We start from the raw sequence: 18,072 nt of genomic DNA on the forward strand, positions 1-18,072 counted from the left end.
TTATATTTATGATCACCGGAATCGAGCGAAGCTTCCATCCGGTGGCACGGCAAAGGTGCTCTATACGAGCCACCATAAATCATAGGAAAAGATGGGATTTCAAGAATATAGCATGCTGAGCGGACAGCAGCATTCGTTAATACCGCCAATCAAAGGCAAATATATTACTCGATCCGGCTTCACATCCTTTTCCTTTATTGACATCCACTTCATCAACGCACCATTTATCCCAATATTTTTCAATCCATCGACTGAGGTGCTTTTCATGAAAAACATTATCGTCACGGCCATGGTGACTGCCGGATTGTTGACCGGTACGCAGGCATTTGCCGACAACGTCTCCACGTGTTCCGCGCCTCGGTTCGCCAAGATCGGCTGGGCCGACCTGGAATCGACGACCGCACTCGCGTCGAACTTGATGCTCGGGCTCGGCTATAAGCCGACGTCGTCGACCTTGTCCATTCCACTTGCTTACGTCGGCCTGAAGAAACAGGATCTCGACATCTATCTGGGATACTGGACCCCTTCCCAGGAAGTCATCGCAAAACCATTCCTCGACTCGCACGCCGTCACTCTTCTCACCCCTCCCAATCTCGTCGACGCGAAATTTACGCTTGCCGTACCTGATTATGTCTATGACGCCGGACTCAAATCCTTTGACGATATTGCGAAATTCAAGGAAAAACTCGGCGGAAAGATCTACGGCATCGAGCCTGGGGATGACGGAAATCTTTCGATCAGCAAGATGATCAAATCCAACCAGCACGATCTCGGCGATTTCAAACTCATGGAATCCAGCGAAGCAGGCATGCTCGTTTCCGTGGATCGGGCGATCGCTCACAAGGAATGGATCGTCTTTCTTGGGTGGGAACCTCACCCGATGAACCTGACATACAGAATCAAGTACTTGTCCGGCGGAGACGAGGCATTCGGCCCGAACTACGGTGCCGCCCAGGTTCATACAGTCGTTGCGAACGGCTACGCCGATCGTTGCCCGAATGCTGCCAAACTCGTCTCAAATCTGCGGTTCACCAACCGGATGGAAGAGGAAATCATGCAATCGGTAGTCAAGAAGGCGGATCCGATGGTCGTGGCGAAAACGTGGTTGCAGCACAATCCGCAGGTTCTCGATGCATGGCTGACCGGCGTCACGACTATCGACGGGAAACCGGGCTTGCCGGCAGTTCGAAGGTATCTGGGACTCTAGTGGTCTGCCGCCGCCCGTTGACGGCGACGACACACAGGATTTGGCAGGAGCCAGATGCGGGGCGCGGCGGCGAATACCGCGCCCTGCACAACGCGGATACCGCTCAAGAAAGGCAACACAGCTTCGACAATTCGCCGCCGGTGCTGAGCCATTTACGACGCACCGCACGATTCGGTCGACGACAGCGCACGGAGATCTCATCCTGGAGCGGTGCAATCCGCTGGCCGGTCGTGGAAGCCGGGGCATCCGGTCACCCCCCTCGGGGGTAACCCCACCCGCCGAAATTCGGGCTGCTTTTGCGTCGCACGCGCCTGCGCTGATCGAGATGCGCGCACGGTGCGCCGCTAGCGCTAGCCCGCGCCCATGAGTTTTGTCCCCTGCAATGCCTCTGCATTCCCGGCCACGAATCGTCTACGACGACCGTGGCCGGAAAGAACATTCGCCGTCGCTTTCGACTATTGGCCTTGAACGACCAGACCCTGTGGGCTACGCGCGTCCCCAGCCGACAATGCCCTTGATCTCCAGAAAGTCGGCAATGCCGAAGTCGGCGTATTCACGCCCGTTTCCTGACTGCTTGTACCCGCCGAATGGAGCGCTTACGTCCCAATCCGGATAATTGACGTACACCGAACCCGCGCGCATCTGCCTGGCGACGCGACGTGCATGTGCGAGGTCCGTCGACTGCACATAGGCGGCGAGCCCGAAGACGGTGTCATTCGCCATTCTGACGGCATCCTCCTCATCGTCATAAGGCAGGATTGCCAGAACCGGCCCGAAGATTTCCTCCTCGGCAATCTTCATGTCCGGCGTGACATCGCCAAAGACCGTCGGCTTGACGAAATAACCACGCCCGCGACCTTCTGGCTTTCCGGCTCCGCCGGACAGCAACTTCGCGCCCTGCTCGATTCCCGCGTTGATGTAGTGCTGCACTTTTTCGAATTGCAGTTCACTCACCAGCGGCCCCAGATCGTTCTCCCTGGTTCCTCCGACCTGATACAAATCCGCGGCTGCCTTCGCGATCCGGTACGCCTCATCGGCCCTATCTCTCGGCACGAGCATCCGCGTGGGCGCATCGCACGATTGGCCGCTGTTGCTGAAGCATGCGTGCACGCCTTCCGTCACCGAGGATTCCAGATCGGCATCCGCAAGAATGATATTCGCCGATTTGCCGCCTAGTTCCTGGGCAACGCGCTTCACCGTCTCGGCCGCGGCCTTGGCCACGATAACCCCGGCCCGGGTGGATCCCGTAAACGACACCATATCCACTTCGGGATGCTCAGCGAGCACCTGACCGACATCCGGACCCGTTCCGTTCACGAGATTGAAAACACCCGACGGAACCCCGGCAGCATCCAGAATCTCCGCAAACACCAGTGCGCTGATCGGCGCGATCTCGCTCGGCTTCAGGATCACCGTGCAACCTGCCGCAAGCGCGGGCGCGACCTTGCAGACAATCTGATTGATCGGCCAGTTCCACGGCGTTATCAGTGCACACACACCGATTGCCTCACGAATCACCATCGTGCTACCACGGTGCTCGTCGAACTCGAACGCTTCCAGTGCCGCGATGGTTGCTTCGAGATGTGCTTGCCCGCTCGCCGCCTGGGCGTGCAATGCGAAGTCCGGCGGCGCCCCCATCTCGCGATGGATCGCAGCCGCGATATCGTGGATTCTCTCGACGTATACCGCGAGAACCTTGCGAAGCAACGCGAGACGCTCTGCTTTCGAAAGAAGCGAAAATGCCGGAAACGCAGCGCGCGCCGCTTGCACTGCGCGTTCTACGTCATGGGCAGACCCGAGCGAAATGGTTGCGAACGTGGATTCGTCCTTCGGGTCGATTACCGCCATCGTTCTCGGATGAACCGGATCGACCCACGATCCGTCGATAAAGAATTTCGTGTAATCGTTCATGTTGGGGCCCTCGAAAGGCAGGCTTGAAGTAATGAAAGAGTCTGTACCGACCGACTTCTAGGCATCGAAGAAGAAGCGAGGCCGGTGGGGTGCGAGAGGCGCTTTGCCACGAATCATATCGGCCGCCTTTTCGGCAATCATGATGACCGTCGCGTTCAGGTTCGAGCTGATGACGTTCGGCATCACCGACGCGTCGACGACTCGCAACCCATCCACGCCACGCACCCGAAGCTGCTCGTCGACGACTGCCATGTCGTCGTGGCCCATTCGACACGTGCAGGACGGGTGAAATTCGGTCTCGGCCGCCGATTCGATGTATTCGAGCAAGTCGCGATCGGTGCGATATTTGCCGCCAGGCAAAATCTCGTCGCCGGCAAAACCGCGAAACGACGGCTGCGCGACAATGTGGCGCGCGGCCTGCGCGGCCTCGACGAGTTCACGTTTGTCCTTGTCTGTGGCCAGAAAATTGAAGTTGATGCTAGGTGCCTCTTTCGGATTGCCGCTCTTGAGACCGACGTACCCTCTCGACTCCTGGCGAAGTTGCGATACGTGAAACTGGAATCCCTGAATGAGGCGGATCTTCGCCCCGGAATAGTCGATCGCGACAGGCGCGAAATGATATTGAATATTCGGCCTGAGCGGACTACTTTCGGTGCGAATCACGCCACCGGCCTCCCAGATCGGCGAGCTGACCAGTCCGCTTTTGTTCATTACCCAGCGTGCGCCCAAACCGAGCTGCACGAGTGGATTGGTCAGGTTGTTCCATGTAACCGCCCTTTCGCATTTCCACTGCATGACGAAGTCGATATGGTCCTGCAGATTCTGCCCGACTCCATGCAATTCGACTTGCGTTCGGACACCCGCTTTTCGAAGTTCGTCAGCCGGGCCAATACCGGAACACATCAGGATATGGGGCGAATTGATTGCCCCACCCGACAGGATGATTTCCCGGTCGACCGCTACGGACGACACAACGCCGTTCCGCTCGAACATCACGCCAGTGGCGCGATCGCCAGTCAACAGCACCTGCAGAACCGACGCACCAGTCAAGACGGTCAGGTTTTCCCGGTGTGCGACAGGATGAAGATAGGCGACTGCAGTCGAGCTGCGCTTCCCGTTCCACGTCGTGTTGTCGTAGCGACCGAGCCCCTCCGGACGAAAGCCGTTGAGATCATCAGTACGCCCATATCCGGACTCCTCGCCTGCCTGGACGAACGCGTCGAAAAGAACGTTTGGCGTATCGCCCTTGCTCACCCCGAGCGGGCCTGCGTCGCCATGCCAGTCATCTGCGCCTCGCTCGTTACGCTCGGCCTTTTTGAAATACGGCAGGCAGTGTGCAAAGTCCCAGTCGGGCAGCGTGAATTCACGCGCCCATTCGTCAAAGTCCGTCGGATGGCCGCGAAAATACACCATCGAGTTGATGGACGAGCTGCCGCCCAGCACCTTTCCGCGGGGAACGGCGATGGCTCTGCCTCGCATGCGCTTCTCGGGTTCGCTGACGTAGTTCCAGTTGATCCGCTCATCCTTCCATGCTCGATACACACCGGCAGGCATATGGATGAACAAGCTGCGATCGACGGGCCCCGCCTCGAGCAGCAGCACTCGGACATCCGGGTCCTCCGTCAGCCTGTTCGCCAAAACGCAACCGGCCGATCCCGCACCGACGACGACATAATCGTATGACTTTTTCATGATGGTCTTTTGCTGCTCAAATGGATACTGAAGTGCTGCCTTTCGCCCCCGACACTCCATAGCCGGGGTGCACATACCGACCGCCCCGCTAAATCGTCTGCCGGCCGATCGCTCGATACACCGCTGGTCTCTTCGATCGAAGAACAAGGGCGTAGATCGCACCCACCACCAGCGACCCGAAGATGATGAAGAGCAAGATCTCGGCCGCGCGTTCGCTGCCCGTCAGCAACGCCATGTTGATCGTCGCGAGCCATGCCGTCGCCGTTAGCCCGGTGAGACTGACCAGTGGAATCCAGAATGTCTTGATCCGGGATACTGCCAACGATCTGCCGATGAAGAACGAGATGACGGATGCCGACGTCAATACCTGAAGCAAAAGCAACGCATAGCCGGACACGCCCATCAGGGCAGCGTAACCGTCATACGGTGCGATCGATTGCTGGACGACATAGAACAGGCCAGCAATGGAAAGTACGGATACGATCAGCGACGCGCGATGAGGCGAACCATGCCGATGATGAACGGCACTGCACGCTTTCGGGAAAGTCCCGTCGACGCCGAGAGAGTAGATGTATCGCGACAAAATGTTATGCATCGCCAGCGCGCATGCGAAGATGCTGGAGCACATCAGCACATTCACCAGTTCAAGGCCCGTTTTCCCCAGGAAGGTTCCGATCGAGCTCAACACGGAATTGCTGGGATCTGACTGAGACAAGGCCAGCGCCTTTGCCGGGCCCGTCGCCGTGATGAAGAAGTACGCGCCCGACGCAAACAGGGCTGCCATGACCAGGATGGCCACGTAGGTTGCGCGAGGAACCGTCCTGGCCGGATCGCGCGCCTCCTCACGAAACACCGCAGTCGCCTCGAAGCCAGCGAAGCACGTCACCGCGAACAGGATGGCAAGTCCTGCTGATCCGGACGTGACGACGGAAGGCTTGAGCCAGTCGATGGTCAAGTGCGACGCCCCGCGTGTGCCGACAATCGCAAGCTCCCACGCACATACCAGAATCACTTCGCACGCCAGCGCTATTGTCAGCACCTTCGCAGAGAATTCGATCCGCAGATAACCGAGAACCGAAACGATCGCCCAGACCAGCAACGACCACTGCCACCACGGAAGCGGCTCGGCGTTGAACAACGACTTGAATAACGATACGTAGATGACGCCCACGTACAGATATACCCCGACGATCATCAAGAAGTAGGCCGTGATTGCCATGAACGCGCTGCCGAGCCCAAGCGGCTTACCCAGGCCAGCCGAAATATACGCGTAGTACGCGCCGGCGTTGGGAACGTGTTTCGACATCGTCGTGAAACCCACGGCAAAGAGCAGCATCATTGCGCCGGCCACGAGAAACGTCACCGGCGCGCCAAGGCCGTTTCCCATCGACATGACGAGCGGGATCATGCCGATGACGACCGTCAGCGGTGCGTTGTACGCAAGAACGGTGAACACAATGTCCAGTGTTCCCAGATGGCCAGACAATGTCTTCGGGGCCTCGTCGCTTGGTCGTCCATGCGAGCCGGACTGTTGGGGGACGTACTCGATTTCACTCATTTTGTCTCACTCCATGTTTTGAATATGTTCTCGCGCACGGCTTACGAGCCAGGTCGCTTTGGCGCTTCCCGTTATTCGAGACGGATGCCCGGTTTTCTCGCATCGGTCAATCCGTCACTCGTCGCAACCAGGATCAACCAACATCCGGCCGCTGGCGAATGGCAGATCGCACCACGTGCTTCGATGAAATCAACTCGTGGCATACGCCTTTCGGGAGAAAACGCGCATGACGATCGGCTCGAAGGTTTCGATCGGCTCGGAAGCGTATTCGTCGTCGAACGACGACTGATCCCACCTTTCGCAGAAGTCGACTGCCTTCTGATAGAACGGATGGGTCAGAAACTCGTTTCGGGCAAACCGGTCCCAGCCATAGTGATGGCCGTAGTAGTACGTCTGAAATATGCCATGGTGCTGCACGACCCAGCACACGTCGTCACGGACGAACGGACGCAACACTTCCGCGGCAACGCGATCGTGGTTTTGCGGCGCCAAACCGTCCGCGATGTCATGGAACAGTGCACCCACGACCCAATCGTCATCGGCACCATCCCGCAGCGCACGCGTAGCGGTTTGCAGAGCGTGCTCATATCGAGTGACGCGATAGCCTTCGAGCGTTTCGAACTTCTGGCGCTTCAACTCATCGATCAGCCTTTGAGCCGTGCGGCGCAGGAACGGCTCTTCGAGCTCTCGAAGGAGCGCGTACTCCTCGAACGTGCCGTCCTTCATCTGTTTGAACTTCACCTTTTCGGTCATGATTTTTCCGATGGATCGAGCGAATGCGATTACGCAAGGCAGCCGGCGAGCCGGCGTGCAAGAGATTTGTAGCGCCCTCGCGGTCCGTCGAGATCGATGTAGCATCCCTGAAGGTGCCGACGACCCTCGTTCGGATCGAATGCAGTCCGTCCATGCAAGACGCGATTGTTGTCAAACATCATCAGTTCGCCAGCCTGCAATCTGAAGCGCAGTTCGTAGCGCGGATCGGAGAACATTTCCCCAAGACGCATGCGCGCACGATGAAAGGCGACGGTCGTCACCGCGTCCATCAGCGGCAAGTAATCCAGCCGCGGGCTGTAGTGCACGCCGGTCGGGCGCTTCAGATGATCCAGTTCGATCATCGGTCGGCGTTCGATCAGTTCCGTATCTCCATCGAGGAAGCGGAATTTCACCGAGATCTTCGCGAGCAGGTCGACGCCCGTCGGATCCTCATGCGCGAGATCACGCAGGACGCTGAGGCTGTCGACAAGCGTCGAATCGCCGCCGCTCGTTTCGTTGATCAAGCAGTGCAGGAGCTGAATGCCCGGCACGGGCTCGCGGTACGGGTTGTCGGTATGCGGGCCCAAGCGGACCGGACGATAGGCGAGATCGTTGGAGTTCGGGCGCGAATACACTTCGAAATAGCGGCCGAAGTTCGTCACCCGCACGTGGCCGAATTTCTCCGCAACTTCCAGGATGCGCTCCGGGTCGGTCGGTACATCCTGGAGAATGATCGCACCGAAGCGAAGGTACGCCTCCATCGCAAGGAGACGTTGCCGATCGTCGTCGAGATGGAGATAGGAGAAGCGGATTCTCGATTGGTCGAGATCGCTCATCCATGGTTCGGCTCGCGGCAATCCATCGCTGGAATCAAACTCGGCCAGAAAGATCGATGTGGAATAGCTTCCCGTATAACCATCGCTGAAGGTCACCCGAATCTCACCGTTGTCCAGTCGCACGACTTTCACGATTCGTAGCTCCGGATCCATCATGTGGGGATCGAAAAGCCGTTGCTGCGTGATCGGATCCAGACTACCGGTGTCCTGGGCACGTTCGCGCAACCAAAGTGCATTGACCGGCCGCACTTGACTGTCTGAAACGATATCGATGCGCCCAGACGCCTCGTCGATGTGAAATGAGAGCGATGCCATGCTGCGTCCCTGATAGGTGATGTCGGTTAGCGGTGATTTCTCGTTCCCCGTGAGCCGCGAAAACTGGTTTGGCTGACTCGGGAGACGGTTCCAGTATCGACAACCATAATCGGCGCACCACCACCAGAAATTGCATGGAAGCAATGCATTTTTCTTATGGCGCAGCTCGGACCGGCAATCTACCGCGATCACCTCGCGGGTGAACACTTGAACTGCCTCGCATGGACGGTGCCAGGAAATGCAGAATCGTGATCCATCGATGAGGACTTGGAATTTGGCGATGCTCGCAGCAGCGGCACCGTGAGCGGGTTTGATCGTCCCGCGCAATCGCAAAGAGCAAGGACGCCGGGCTGGCGTCCTTGCTGCAGTTCAGGCATCCAGTCAGTGTCTGCCGTCGCGCCAGGCAACCGCGGCTTTCATACCGTCGCGATTGGCGATTCGGTTGAACTCCGCGGTTTCCGGGCTCAAGTTCGATTCGATGAGGATCGATGTATCGACCGCAGACAGCAGCGCTTCTCGCATTCCCTGGATATCTGCAGTGCGGTTGATGGCCCGCTTGGTCATCTGCACGGACATGGGCGATGCGGCGGCAATTTCGTGCGCCAGTTCGAGTGCCCGGGCCTCTACTGTCCCCTCGCTCACGACCCGATTCACCAAGCCGATTTCAGCCGCACGCGACGCCGGCATACGATCGTTGCCGGTCAGCAACCATTCCTTCGCGTACTTCGGCCCGACGATCCAGGGTAAGATCAGCGCCACTATGCTTGAGCCGAACTTCACCTCCGGCTCGCCAAACGTCGCCTTCTCGTCCGCCACCGTCACATCGCACGCGACAGCCAGTTCCAGGCCGCTTCCAAGACAATAGCCGTGCACCGCAGCGACGGTGGGCTTAACCGATGTCCAGAACTGCATGACGAATTCGAAGTCGGCAGTAATCGCATCGCGCCATTGCGACATGGTCGTATAGCCCTTCGCCGCGATTTCCTTGAGGTCAAATCCGGCACAGAACGATGCGCCACTACCTGTCACGAGAATCGAGTGAATCCGCTCGTCTTCGTTGAAGCGACGCAAAGCCTCGGTCGCCTCGGTCATCATCTGCTGGTTGATTGCATTGTGTTGTCTCGGTCGGTTGAGACGCAGGATTCCGACCCTGCCGTCGATCTCGCACTCGACGGTTGCTGTGTAGTCTGCCATTGATCGCTACCTTTCAATCGTGTCGATTCGGAGTGATATTGCGTTGCCATCCGCGTTGCTCGGCCGAACAACCCTAGACCACTTCACGTGCTTCTTCGCGATGGTCGACAGGCGTATGCTTCGGCGTGACCAATGCATCGACAGCGATGCAACCACGATGGCTGACCTTGATCGGATTGATGTCCATTTCTCCGATGAGATCGCCCAAATCGTGTGCAAGCAGGGACACGCGTGACAGCGCGAGCGCCAACTTGCCGACATCGCACGCTTGCGCTCCACGCAAGCCATCAAGCAGCGGGCGACAAGCAAGGGAATCCAGCATCGCGTGCGCAGTCGTCACCCCGAAGGGGGCGAGGCGAACTGCACGATCGCGTAGCAACTCGATGAAGATCCCCCCGGCTGCAACCATCACGACCGATCCGAACTGCTCGTCCTGCAGCACGCCGATTGCCAGTTCAACCGACCCTTCAGCCATCGCCCCCACGAGCACCTTCGGACCGAGGCGACCTGAGATGTTCAGATACGCGTCACGCACCGCTTCGCGATCCCGCAGATTCAGTGCGACACCCCCAACGTCGGATTTGTGGAGAATGTCAGGCATCGCAGTCTTCAGAACGACGGGATAACCGAGCGAGTCGGATCCATCGAGGGCCGCTTCGACCGACTCGGCATGCATGGACCGCTGGACCGAAATTCCGTAATCGGCCAGCAGAGACAGCCCTTCGGCCTCGCCAAGCGTCCCGCCGGCAGCCAGCCGATGTCTCCAGCGCGCCTTGATCGTCGGCTCCACAGGGTCGGGAAGTGTGTCGTACGCTCGGTGCAGGAAGTCGCGATAAGCCATCGCGTGCTTTAACGCCAGCAGTGCCGGTTTGGTACCGTCCAGAACGCACACGCCCTGGTCGACAAGTCTCATCGCGAGATCTTGTGTTTCCGTACCGACGTGGTTCGTGACAAGCACGATCGGCTTGTCGCTGCGATATGCGAGACTGCGGCAAACACGTGCAAAACCCTCGTGAAGCCAGAAGCCCGAAGTTACGTCGGCAACCAGCACACCCACCGACGTGGCCGGGTCCCGAACCAGCGCACTGAAGCAATTGCTGAAGATCCTTTCGTAGTCCCTCCCGGTACCCCATGCGTCGAGCGGGTTGATCGGCTCGAGACCAGGGTCGAGCTCGTTTCGAAGCACATCCCGGGTTTCTTCCGAGATACTTGCGAACGGAACGTCCATCTTCTCGGCAACGTCGACAAGAAGTTCGCGCTCACCGCCCGAATCGAGGATCGCCGCGACTCCGCCCGCGGCTACGCGATTCGGCATCGAGAACAGCGCGGCCGTGGCCGCGAGCTCGTCGAGCGTTTCCACCACCGCGACACCATAACGGGCAAACAACGCCTGGTACACCGCATCATTCCCGGCGACAGCCCCCGTATGACTGAGTGCGAGCGCGGCCGATGCCTCGGTGCGACCAACCTTCAGCACCACGACCGGAATTTCCTTCGCGTTCGCCTTTTCGAGCGCACGCGCGAACTTGTCGGGATCGCGGATTGCCTCAAGGAACATTGCCACTACGCGGGTGGTCGGCATGTCCAGCGCATAGTCGAGGTAATCGGCCGCGGTTGTTACGATTTCCTGGCCGGACGACACGGCGAGATTGAACCTCAACTTGCTGTTGTTCCAGAGCAATGCGGTCAGCGCGGAGCCGGATTGGCTGATATAGGCGACGTTCCCGCTAACCAGTCGCCTCGGCAGAAACTGCGGGAACACGCGAAGGCTCTGATCGAGGTTGTAATAGCCCATGCAGTTTGCACCGCATACCGGGATTCCGGCCTGCCTGGCCTTGGCGCGGATGCGATCCACCAGCTTCGATTCGCACCCGTGCTCCTCCTCGAGGTGAGCGCTGCCGAAAAGCACGAGCGCTCGTGTACCGCTCCGGATCGCCTCGTCGACCAGAACCTCGAGCCGCGCGTTGCCGACGGCGAGAACCGTCAAGTCCGGTATGCCAGGCAGCTCGGCCAGCGTAGCGTAACAGCGTACCCCGTCAATCTGGTCGTACTTCGGATTGACGAAATAGATCGTCCCGGCATAGCCGGACTGCCTGAGTTCCAGCAGCATATCGTTGCCGGTCGCGTCGGCTTGCGGCGAAACGCCGACCAGGGCGATCGACGCGGGCGCAAGCAGCGGCTGTAGCGAATGTGCGATGTTCGACATGGGTGTCTCCGACTTTTTTGTGTTGTGTGATTCGTATGCTCAGCGGTTAACATCCACCACGGTCCGCCCACGCGTCTTTCCGCTCATCAGCTCGGCGCCGTACCGAACTACTTCGCTCAGGCCGATGGTCGAAGCAACCTGATCGAGCCGCGTGTCCGCAATTTGCCGCGCGATTCGCTCCCAGACGTTCGCACGCCGCTCCGCCGGACATTGCACCGAGTCAACGCCCAGCAACCTCACGCCACGCAGAATGAAAGGCATCACCGTTGTCGTCAGGTCCGATCCGCCGGCAAGCCCGCACGCGGCCACCGCCCCGCCGTACGACACTTCAGCCAGCGCACGCGCAAGAACGACCGACCCGACGGTATCGATCGCCGCTGCCCATCGCTGCTTTTCAAGCGGCGCCGGCGCGGTGCGCCATTCGTCCCCCGAAATCACCTCTTGCGCGCCCAGGTTGCGCAAATACTCGACTTGCTCGGCCAATGCTGGATGAGGGACGAGGGCCGACACCCGGTAACCCAGGGACGCCAACAGCGCAACGGCGACGCTACCCACGCCGCCCGCCGCGCCCGTAACCAGCACGCTTCCTGCACCGGGTTCGATACCTGCTTCCTCGAGCGTCTGCACGCAAAGCATTGCGGTAAATCCCGCCGTACCGATTGCCATGGCCTGATGTGTCGACAGCCCGGATGGCAAGGGAACGAGCCACTCCGATTTCACACGCTGCACCTGCGTATAGCCGCCCCAATACCGCTCACCCACGCTCCATCCGGTCAGAACGACCTTCTGTCCCGGCACATAAGACGGTGAGTCCGAATGGAGAACCGTGCCTGCCAAGTCAATACCAGGAACCATCGGGTAGCTCCGAACGATCTTCCCGGTCCCCGTAACGGCCATCGCATCCTTATAGTTCAGGCTCGAATATTCAACCCGGACTAGCACGTCCCCAGCCGGTAAATCGTCGGCCGTGAGCAACACGACCTCGGGTTCCTTGTTTCGATCTTCGTCCTTGATCAACAGCGCGTTGAAGGATTCGGTCACCGGTGTCTCCTGAAGTGAAAGTATTAGGTTGCCGCAGTAGTGAGCGTTGATCTTCTTCGAACACCGGCTTGTCGAACAGGGTCATAAATTTATGGAGCCCATCAAATTTCCTTATTGCGAGACCGAGCGGCTCGATCGATGGCTCGTGTCAGGCAGCACTTCCTGCCGATGCGGTCCACGAATTGCCAAGAAAATTTTCGCGTGTAATGCTGAGGAAGAAGGATTCCATCCTCCCGCATATCCCTACATTCACCCACGGTCGAAGCACTACCCATGAGCAAATCGAAGGCACTCCCTTCATTGAAGTCACTGACCGCTTTCGAAGCGGTAGTTCGGCTCGGATCGATGACTGCAGCGGCGAAGGAACTGGACAGCACACAGCCCGCGATCTCGCAACGTATACGTGCCCTCGAAGATACGATCGGGATCGTGCTCTTCGATCGAACAGGTGCACGGTTGGTGCCGACTCGGCAAGGGAGAATTCTGTATGACGAAGTGTCGTCGTCCCTGAGTCGCATCGAAGGGACCATTCGCGGTCTTCAAGCCGACGTTACGCCACAACGCCACAAGATCACGATCGCCGCCCACTTCGGTTTTGCCCACCTGTGGCTGCTTCCCAAGCTACCGCTGATCGAAGAGACGTTCCCGAACATCCAGTTCGAAATCCTTCCGGTGGATCGCGCCGACGACAAGGAGATGGTTCAAGCGGATATATCCATACGCTTTGGCAGATACGACTGTATTGACGGGTCCGACCAGTTGTTGGAAAGCGAGGTCGTGTTCCCGATCTGCAGCCCCGCATTCGCAGCACGGTATCGACTTGGCGATATCCATGAGGTCGATTTGAGCCACGTTCCGCTCCTGCACATGGATACGGATGACGTCAGATGGCTGGATTGGGAGCAATGGTGCAGGCTGGCCGGCGTGACGCCGTCGAACCAGACTCCGTCCATTCGCTATAACAATTATCCCCTGATGATGTCCGCGGTAAAGGAAGGTAGAGGGATGGCGCTTGGCTGGTCGACCTTGGTCCGCGACATGATCGCGGAGGGCTCACTGGTAGCGCTTCAACCGACGGTCAGACGACCCAATTTCGGCTACATCCTCCATTCGCGATATCGTGACAATGCAGTCCTTGTGCCATTGATGCGCTGGATGCTACAACAGTTCGACGTCGTTCATTCATCGAACTCCGGAATCAATGTGTCCGGGGATTTCTAGTACTTCAGGAGCAAGCCTGCGACTGAACACCGGGTTGATAGATGCGGATTGCCCGGCGAATCAACCGGGCGGCGCTGGCGAGACTGCGCCAGCGTGACATCGGAATCACCCGTTTCTTGACCAGCGACTCCACCTGCCTCCGTCTCGCGTCAGCGTCCTGCCTCACCTTACTTCCCCGCGCAGTTCGCGTGGAACCGCAACCCATCCATAAAAATCCCCACCATTCGTTGCGGATCCGTGGGCTCGCCACAGCTAGGCGGTACACACAACATCGCAACCGCATGGAGCAGCTCGCTTGGTTTCACACCGGCCCGAAGGACGCCCGCCGCAGCTGCAGCGTCCAGCAAGTCCTGGATCACCGGCTGTAGTCGCTGCTGAAAATAGGCGGGCAGACGCTCCAACGCCGGATCGCCAGAATTCAGGGCCGTAGCCAATCCACGATGTGCATCTATGAAATTGACGTAATGCGAAACCCATCGTGCAAGTGCGTCGGCCGGCGGATAGTTGGCCGACAACTCCGAGACCGTATCGACGCATTCCTCTACCTCCTGGTGAAATACCGCCACGATAAGGTCGGAACGCGTTGGAAAATGGCGGTAGAGCGTGCCGACCCCGACACCTGCTCTTTCTGCAATCTCACGCACGGCAACATCTACTCCGGAGCGGGCAAAGCTCTTTGCTGCTGCACGGAGAATGGTATCCATGTTGCGTTGCGCATCGGCCCGCACATGACGCCGAGTGCCAGACGGCGCAGCTGCGCTCCTCGATTTTTTGTCGTTGTCAGCCACATTCTCCCCTTGATAAACGGAACTCGATTCCGTATATTAAATACGGAACCCCGTTCCACATATAGCGCGAGCGGTCGACTTTGTCCACTCTTGATGGAGATTGTGTATGCACGGAAAGGCAGTTGCTCTCGTTACGGGAGCCAACAAGGGAATCGGCTTGCAAATCGCGAAGGATCTCGCGAGGAGCGGCTTCACCGTACTCGTTGGCTCACGCAACCTTGAAGGAGGTAAAGCAGTCGCCAGCAGCGTGGGGGCGGGTGCCGATGTGGTTCAACTCGACGTGACTGACCGGGCTTCCATCGCTCGTGCAGCCAGATACGTCCGCGAGACGTACGGTCGACTCGACGTTCTCGTGAACAATGCGGGAATCTCTCATGCGGGCCCGTCAAGTCGGACACCGGAGCAAATGATCGGAGCGACACTTCTTTCCATCGTCAATCCGGACGAACTGCGCGCCGTGTATGAGACCAACGTGTTCGGCGTCATCGCGGTCACTCAAGCCATGCTGCCGCTACTGCGCGAAGCGCCCACCGCACAAATCGTCAACATATCAAGCATCACTGGCTCATTGACGCTGAACGACGATCCATCAAACCCTTTCCGCATCTATGCCGGAACCTACTCGTCGTCGAAAACCGCCTTGAATGCAATCACACAAGCCTTCGCAATCGAGCTTCGAGATACCAACATCAAGGTCAACGCCGTCTGCCCCGGATTCACCGCCACGGACAACAACAAGTTCATCGGGCCCGGTACAGTCGAGGATGCAGCGCGTGAGCCAGTCCGATTGACCATGCTTGGATTTAATAGCCCTACGGGCAGATTCACGAATGCCGAAGGTGCGCTTCCATGGTAAGCCGCGGCATGTCTCGTTACAGAATGAGGATCAGGTCACCCGCTTGACGTTTCTCCAGCCTACGTTGCAACTCGGTCTGCGATATCGGAATTGCCGCTGTCGTAGACCGACGTATGCTTCAGACTTGAGAATTTTCCAAATAGAACGGGTCTGGTATTGGACCAGCCATACCAGCCAAGCACGTTCTAATGCCCACTTTCCCGAGCCCCATCATGGGCGATAAGGCGGGGAAAAGCAAACGCCGTCACGATATCTCTCTGCCACGAAAGGCACCAGTGCTTACAGCCCTACGCGCGATAGTTGCTCGCGACGGTCAGATATTATTTTCTCGTAATCCATATCGCAGTAAATTCTCGTGGTGTGCTCCTCCCACAGAGACTCGATGCGTCGCAGATTTCCATCTTCGATAGCCGATAGCAGCTCACGATGCTCCTGAACAGCATTCGGGAAGTTCCGAAGTTCGGTTAAAAGTCCAACCAGGATCACAATTTGGCGGGCAATGCCTTCCCACAAGTTCAGCACGATTTCGTTTCCACCGATTTCCAGCAGTTCCCTGTGGAATCCAACGTCGGCGAGTGCAAGTCCATAAAGATCCTGACGAGTTTCCATTAACTCAATCTCGTCGATCTTTCTCCGCAACCGTATCAACGTCTCGGGCGATTTGTGAAGTTTTAACTTAATAACCCTTCTTACCGAAAGAAGCTCCAAAGCGATCCGCGCCTCTAGCAAATCCATTACGCGATTGCGCGTTACCGGAGCAAGCCTGATTCCTCTGTTGGGGACACTCTGAACGATTCCCTGGCTCTCGAGCATTCGCAGTGCTTCCCGAACAGGAACTCGGCTCACGCCGAGTTTTTCTGCAATTTCCGCCTCCACGATGCGATCGCCGGGCAAGATAAGTCCTCGGGCAGCACCGCTAACGATTGCGTCGACTGCGGCATCGACCATTGTGCGCGCACGCACGGGTTGCCAACTGGGAGTCGAACCGCTCATAGGAACCTCTGATAAAGGAACAAAACGCGCAGACCGATTCGGCCCGACATGTATTTTGACACGTTTGCATACATGTATGCCAGCCATCCCTGCCCCCTGCGGGTTTCCGTCTTCCCCCCAACCAGTCTGTTTGCCCCCTTGACGTGCACCGCCAGAGAGTCCGGATGAGTCGTCGTAGGTGTAAACGCCGAACATCGCGCCGTTGACCACGGTATATCTACGTGATTGTATACACGTATGCAGAGAGGCGCGTGTTCGAGACCGGACGATACGACACGATTGCAAGCGATATCGCAATCAACATCCGGACTTCGGTCGCGCGCCCGACGTCACCAATCAGGTCTATCAGGAGTCGCAAAAGATGAGTCAAAAGGCCAATGTGCTCGTGAGCTTTCGCGGTATTCGCAAGACATATGATGGCGAATCTCTCGTCGTCAGGCAGCTCGATCTGGACATATACCAAGGGGAATTCTTGACACTGCTTGGACCGTCAGGTTCAGGGAAAACAACCTGTTTAATGATGCTTGCAGGGTTCGAATTTCCGACAAGCGGACAGATCCTTCTTGATGGTCAGTTGCTAAACAATGTGCCGCCCCACAAGCGCAACATTGGCATGGTTTTTCAAAACTACGCCCTGTTTCCACATTTGACCGTCGGGCAAAACGTCGCCTATCCGCTCAGCGTGCGCAAGCTTCCTGCCGATGAACGCGCACACAAGGTGCACAACGCGCTCAAAATGGTTCGCATGGAAGGCTTTGCGAAGCGCTATCCCGCGCAACTGTCGGGCGGCCAACAACAGCGTATTGCGCTCGCGCGCGCGCTGGTCTTCGAACCCAAGCTCGTACTGATGGACGAACCGCTCGGTGCGTTGGACAAGCAGTTGCGTGAGCACATGCAATATGAGCTCAAATCGCTGCATGAAAAGCTCGGAGTAACGTTCGTTTACGTGACGCACGATCAGGGCGAAGCTCTGACAATGTCTGATCGAGTCGCAGTGTTCGACAAGGGGGTGGTGCAACAGCTAGACACAGTCGATCGTCTGTACGAGTCACCATGCAATGAATTCGTGGCAAATTTTATCGGAGACAGCAACAAGTTCGTTGGCACCATTGGAAATGTCGACGGCGACTATTGCGAGTTTCACTTGGCGGATGGCACGCGGCTCATTGGCCGTTACATAGGTCGCTCGAAGCCAGGAGCGTCAGCCATCGCCTGTATTCGGCCAGAGCGAATGAAGCTTACGTCGAATATCCATCCTGGTGAAAACGCACTTAGAGGCGAAGCTCGCGGGGTCATCTATTTTGGAGATCACGTGCGCATGCGGTGCAAGTTGCCGGAGCAGGAAGAGTGCTCGATCAAGGTCCCGCTCGACATGGATGCACTCCATGGCTTCTCGCCGGGCGCGCCTGTAAATATAGAGTTCCCGCCAGAGCATCTACGTGTATTCGCATGAGACTGATCATGCGGCCCGTATAGGTGTTCGAGACTTGTGAGACTCTTC

General features: G+C 57.9%; 14 protein-coding genes. 4 read left to right on the plus strand and 10 right to left on the minus strand.

Annotated elements, in window-relative coordinates; all coding sequences use genetic code 11:
• Window positions 1-265: 265 nt before the first annotated feature.
• On the plus strand, window positions 266-1,207 hold the full coding sequence (gene choX, locus GEM_RS23320; protein ID WP_014899868.1) for a choline ABC transporter substrate-binding protein: 942 nt from the start codon (window positions 266-268) through the stop codon (window positions 1,205-1,207).
• 486 nt (window positions 1,208-1,693) lie between these two features.
• On the opposite strand, the gene GEM_RS23325 is transcribed toward choX, so the two are convergent.
• The 8 genes from GEM_RS23325 to GEM_RS23360 form a co-directional block, all read right to left on the minus strand.
• Entirely contained in the window at window positions 1,694-3,118 is a 1,425-nt protein-coding gene (locus tag GEM_RS23325) for an aldehyde dehydrogenase family protein (RefSeq protein WP_014899869.1), read from the minus strand.
• 57 nt (window positions 3,119-3,175) lie between these two features.
• Window positions 3,176-4,810 carry a choline dehydrogenase gene (locus tag GEM_RS23330; RefSeq protein WP_014899870.1) on the minus strand — a complete coding sequence of 545 codons (1,635 nt, stop codon included), beginning with the start codon at window positions 4,808-4,810 and terminating at the stop codon, window positions 3,176-3,178.
• Window positions 4,811-4,898: 88 nt separating this feature from the next.
• Window positions 4,899-6,368, minus strand: coding sequence for an APC family permease (locus GEM_RS23335; protein WP_014899871.1), 1,470 nt, complete (start codon window positions 6,366-6,368; stop codon window positions 4,899-4,901).
• Window positions 6,369-6,557: 189 nt separating this feature from the next.
• Window positions 6,558-7,121, minus strand: coding sequence for an HD domain-containing protein (locus tag GEM_RS23340; RefSeq protein WP_014899872.1), 564 nt, complete (start codon window positions 7,119-7,121; stop codon window positions 6,558-6,560).
• A gap of 29 nt (window positions 7,122-7,150) precedes the next feature.
• A complete protein-coding gene (locus GEM_RS23345; RefSeq protein WP_014899873.1) occupies window positions 7,151-8,479 on the minus strand; it encodes a TauD/TfdA family dioxygenase in 1,329 nt (442 codons plus the stop codon).
• A gap of 174 nt (window positions 8,480-8,653) precedes the next feature.
• Complete coding sequence (locus GEM_RS23350) at window positions 8,654-9,466, minus strand: enoyl-CoA hydratase/isomerase family protein (protein WP_014899874.1); 813 nt, start codon at window positions 9,464-9,466, stop codon at window positions 8,654-8,656.
• 73 nt (window positions 9,467-9,539) lie between these two features.
• Window positions 9,540-11,672: an acetate--CoA ligase family protein gene (locus GEM_RS23355; protein ID WP_014899875.1), complete on the minus strand. Its 2,133-nt coding sequence runs from the start codon at window positions 11,670-11,672 to the stop codon at window positions 9,540-9,542.
• Window positions 11,673-11,711: 39 nt separating this feature from the next.
• Window positions 11,712-12,713: an MDR family oxidoreductase gene (locus GEM_RS23360; RefSeq protein WP_014899876.1), complete on the minus strand. Its 1,002-nt coding sequence runs from the start codon at window positions 12,711-12,713 to the stop codon at window positions 11,712-11,714.
• Between the two features lie 273 nt (window positions 12,714-12,986).
• Here GEM_RS23360 and GEM_RS23365 point away from each other — a divergent pair, with 273 nt between their 5' ends.
• Window positions 12,987-13,934, plus strand: a complete 948-nt coding sequence (locus tag GEM_RS23365; RefSeq protein WP_014899877.1) for a LysR family transcriptional regulator — start codon at window positions 12,987-12,989, stop codon at window positions 13,932-13,934.
• Window positions 13,935-14,101: 167 nt separating this feature from the next.
• Here GEM_RS23365 and GEM_RS23370 read toward each other — a convergent pair whose 3' ends face one another.
• The gene (locus GEM_RS23370) at window positions 14,102-14,638 is read right to left on the minus strand and encodes a TetR/AcrR family transcriptional regulator (RefSeq protein WP_080599466.1); all 537 of its coding nucleotides are present in this window, start codon (window positions 14,636-14,638) and stop codon (window positions 14,102-14,104) included.
• A gap of 190 nt (window positions 14,639-14,828) precedes the next feature.
• Here GEM_RS23370 and GEM_RS30465 point away from each other — a divergent pair, with 190 nt between their 5' ends.
• Window positions 14,829-15,578 (plus strand): SDR family NAD(P)-dependent oxidoreductase, encoded by a 750-nt coding sequence (locus tag GEM_RS30465; RefSeq protein WP_014899878.1) that lies wholly within the window; start codon window positions 14,829-14,831, stop codon window positions 15,576-15,578.
• A 279-nt stretch (window positions 15,579-15,857) separates the two neighbouring features.
• On the opposite strand, the gene GEM_RS30470 is transcribed toward GEM_RS30465, so the two are convergent.
• Window positions 15,858-16,571 (minus strand): GntR family transcriptional regulator, encoded by a 714-nt coding sequence (locus GEM_RS30470; RefSeq protein WP_187293252.1) that lies wholly within the window; start codon window positions 16,569-16,571, stop codon window positions 15,858-15,860.
• Between the two features lie 361 nt (window positions 16,572-16,932).
• Between GEM_RS30470 and GEM_RS23380 the strand changes: the two genes are divergently transcribed.
• A complete protein-coding gene (locus tag GEM_RS23380) occupies window positions 16,933-18,024 on the plus strand; it encodes an ABC transporter ATP-binding protein (protein ID WP_014899880.1) in 1,092 nt (363 codons plus the stop codon).
• Window positions 18,025-18,072: the final 48 nt, after the last annotated feature.

This window comes from Burkholderia cepacia GG4 (assembly GCF_000292915.1).
GTDB lineage: Bacteria > Pseudomonadota > Gammaproteobacteria > Burkholderiales > Burkholderiaceae > Burkholderia > Burkholderia cepacia_D.

Excerpts from the sequence above, each read along its gene's own strand:
- GEM_RS23355 (WP_014899875.1), bottom strand. The coding sequence starts at position 11,672 with ATGTCGAACATCGCACATTCGCTACAGCCGCTGCTTGCGCCCGCGTCG.
- GEM_RS23325 (WP_014899869.1), bottom strand. The coding sequence starts at position 3,118 with ATGAACGATTACACGAAATTCTTTATCGACGGATCGTGGGTCGATCCG.
- GEM_RS23380 (WP_014899880.1), top strand. The coding sequence starts at position 16,933 with ATGAGTCAAAAGGCCAATGTGCTCGTGAGCTTTCGCGGTATTCGCAAG.
- choX (WP_014899868.1), top strand. The coding sequence starts at position 266 with ATGAAAAACATTATCGTCACGGCCATGGTGACTGCCGGATTGTTGACC.
- GEM_RS23370 (WP_080599466.1), bottom strand. The coding sequence starts at position 14,638 with ATGGATACCATTCTCCGTGCAGCAGCAAAGAGCTTTGCCCGCTCCGGA.
- GEM_RS30465 (WP_014899878.1), top strand. The coding sequence starts at position 14,829 with ATGCACGGAAAGGCAGTTGCTCTCGTTACGGGAGCCAACAAGGGAATC.
- GEM_RS30470 (WP_187293252.1), bottom strand. The coding sequence starts at position 16,571 with ATGAGCGGTTCGACTCCCAGTTGGCAACCCGTGCGTGCGCGCACAATG.
- GEM_RS23350 (WP_014899874.1), bottom strand. The coding sequence starts at position 9,466 with ATGGCAGACTACACAGCAACCGTCGAGTGCGAGATCGACGGCAGGGTC.
- GEM_RS23335 (WP_014899871.1), bottom strand. The coding sequence starts at position 6,368 with ATGAGTGAAATCGAGTACGTCCCCCAACAGTCCGGCTCGCATGGACGA.
- GEM_RS23330 (WP_014899870.1), bottom strand. The coding sequence starts at position 4,810 with ATGAAAAAGTCATACGATTATGTCGTCGTCGGTGCGGGATCGGCCGGT.
- GEM_RS23340 (WP_014899872.1), bottom strand. The coding sequence starts at position 7,121 with ATGACCGAAAAGGTGAAGTTCAAACAGATGAAGGACGGCACGTTCGAG.
- GEM_RS23365 (WP_014899877.1), top strand. The coding sequence starts at position 12,987 with ATGAGCAAATCGAAGGCACTCCCTTCATTGAAGTCACTGACCGCTTTC.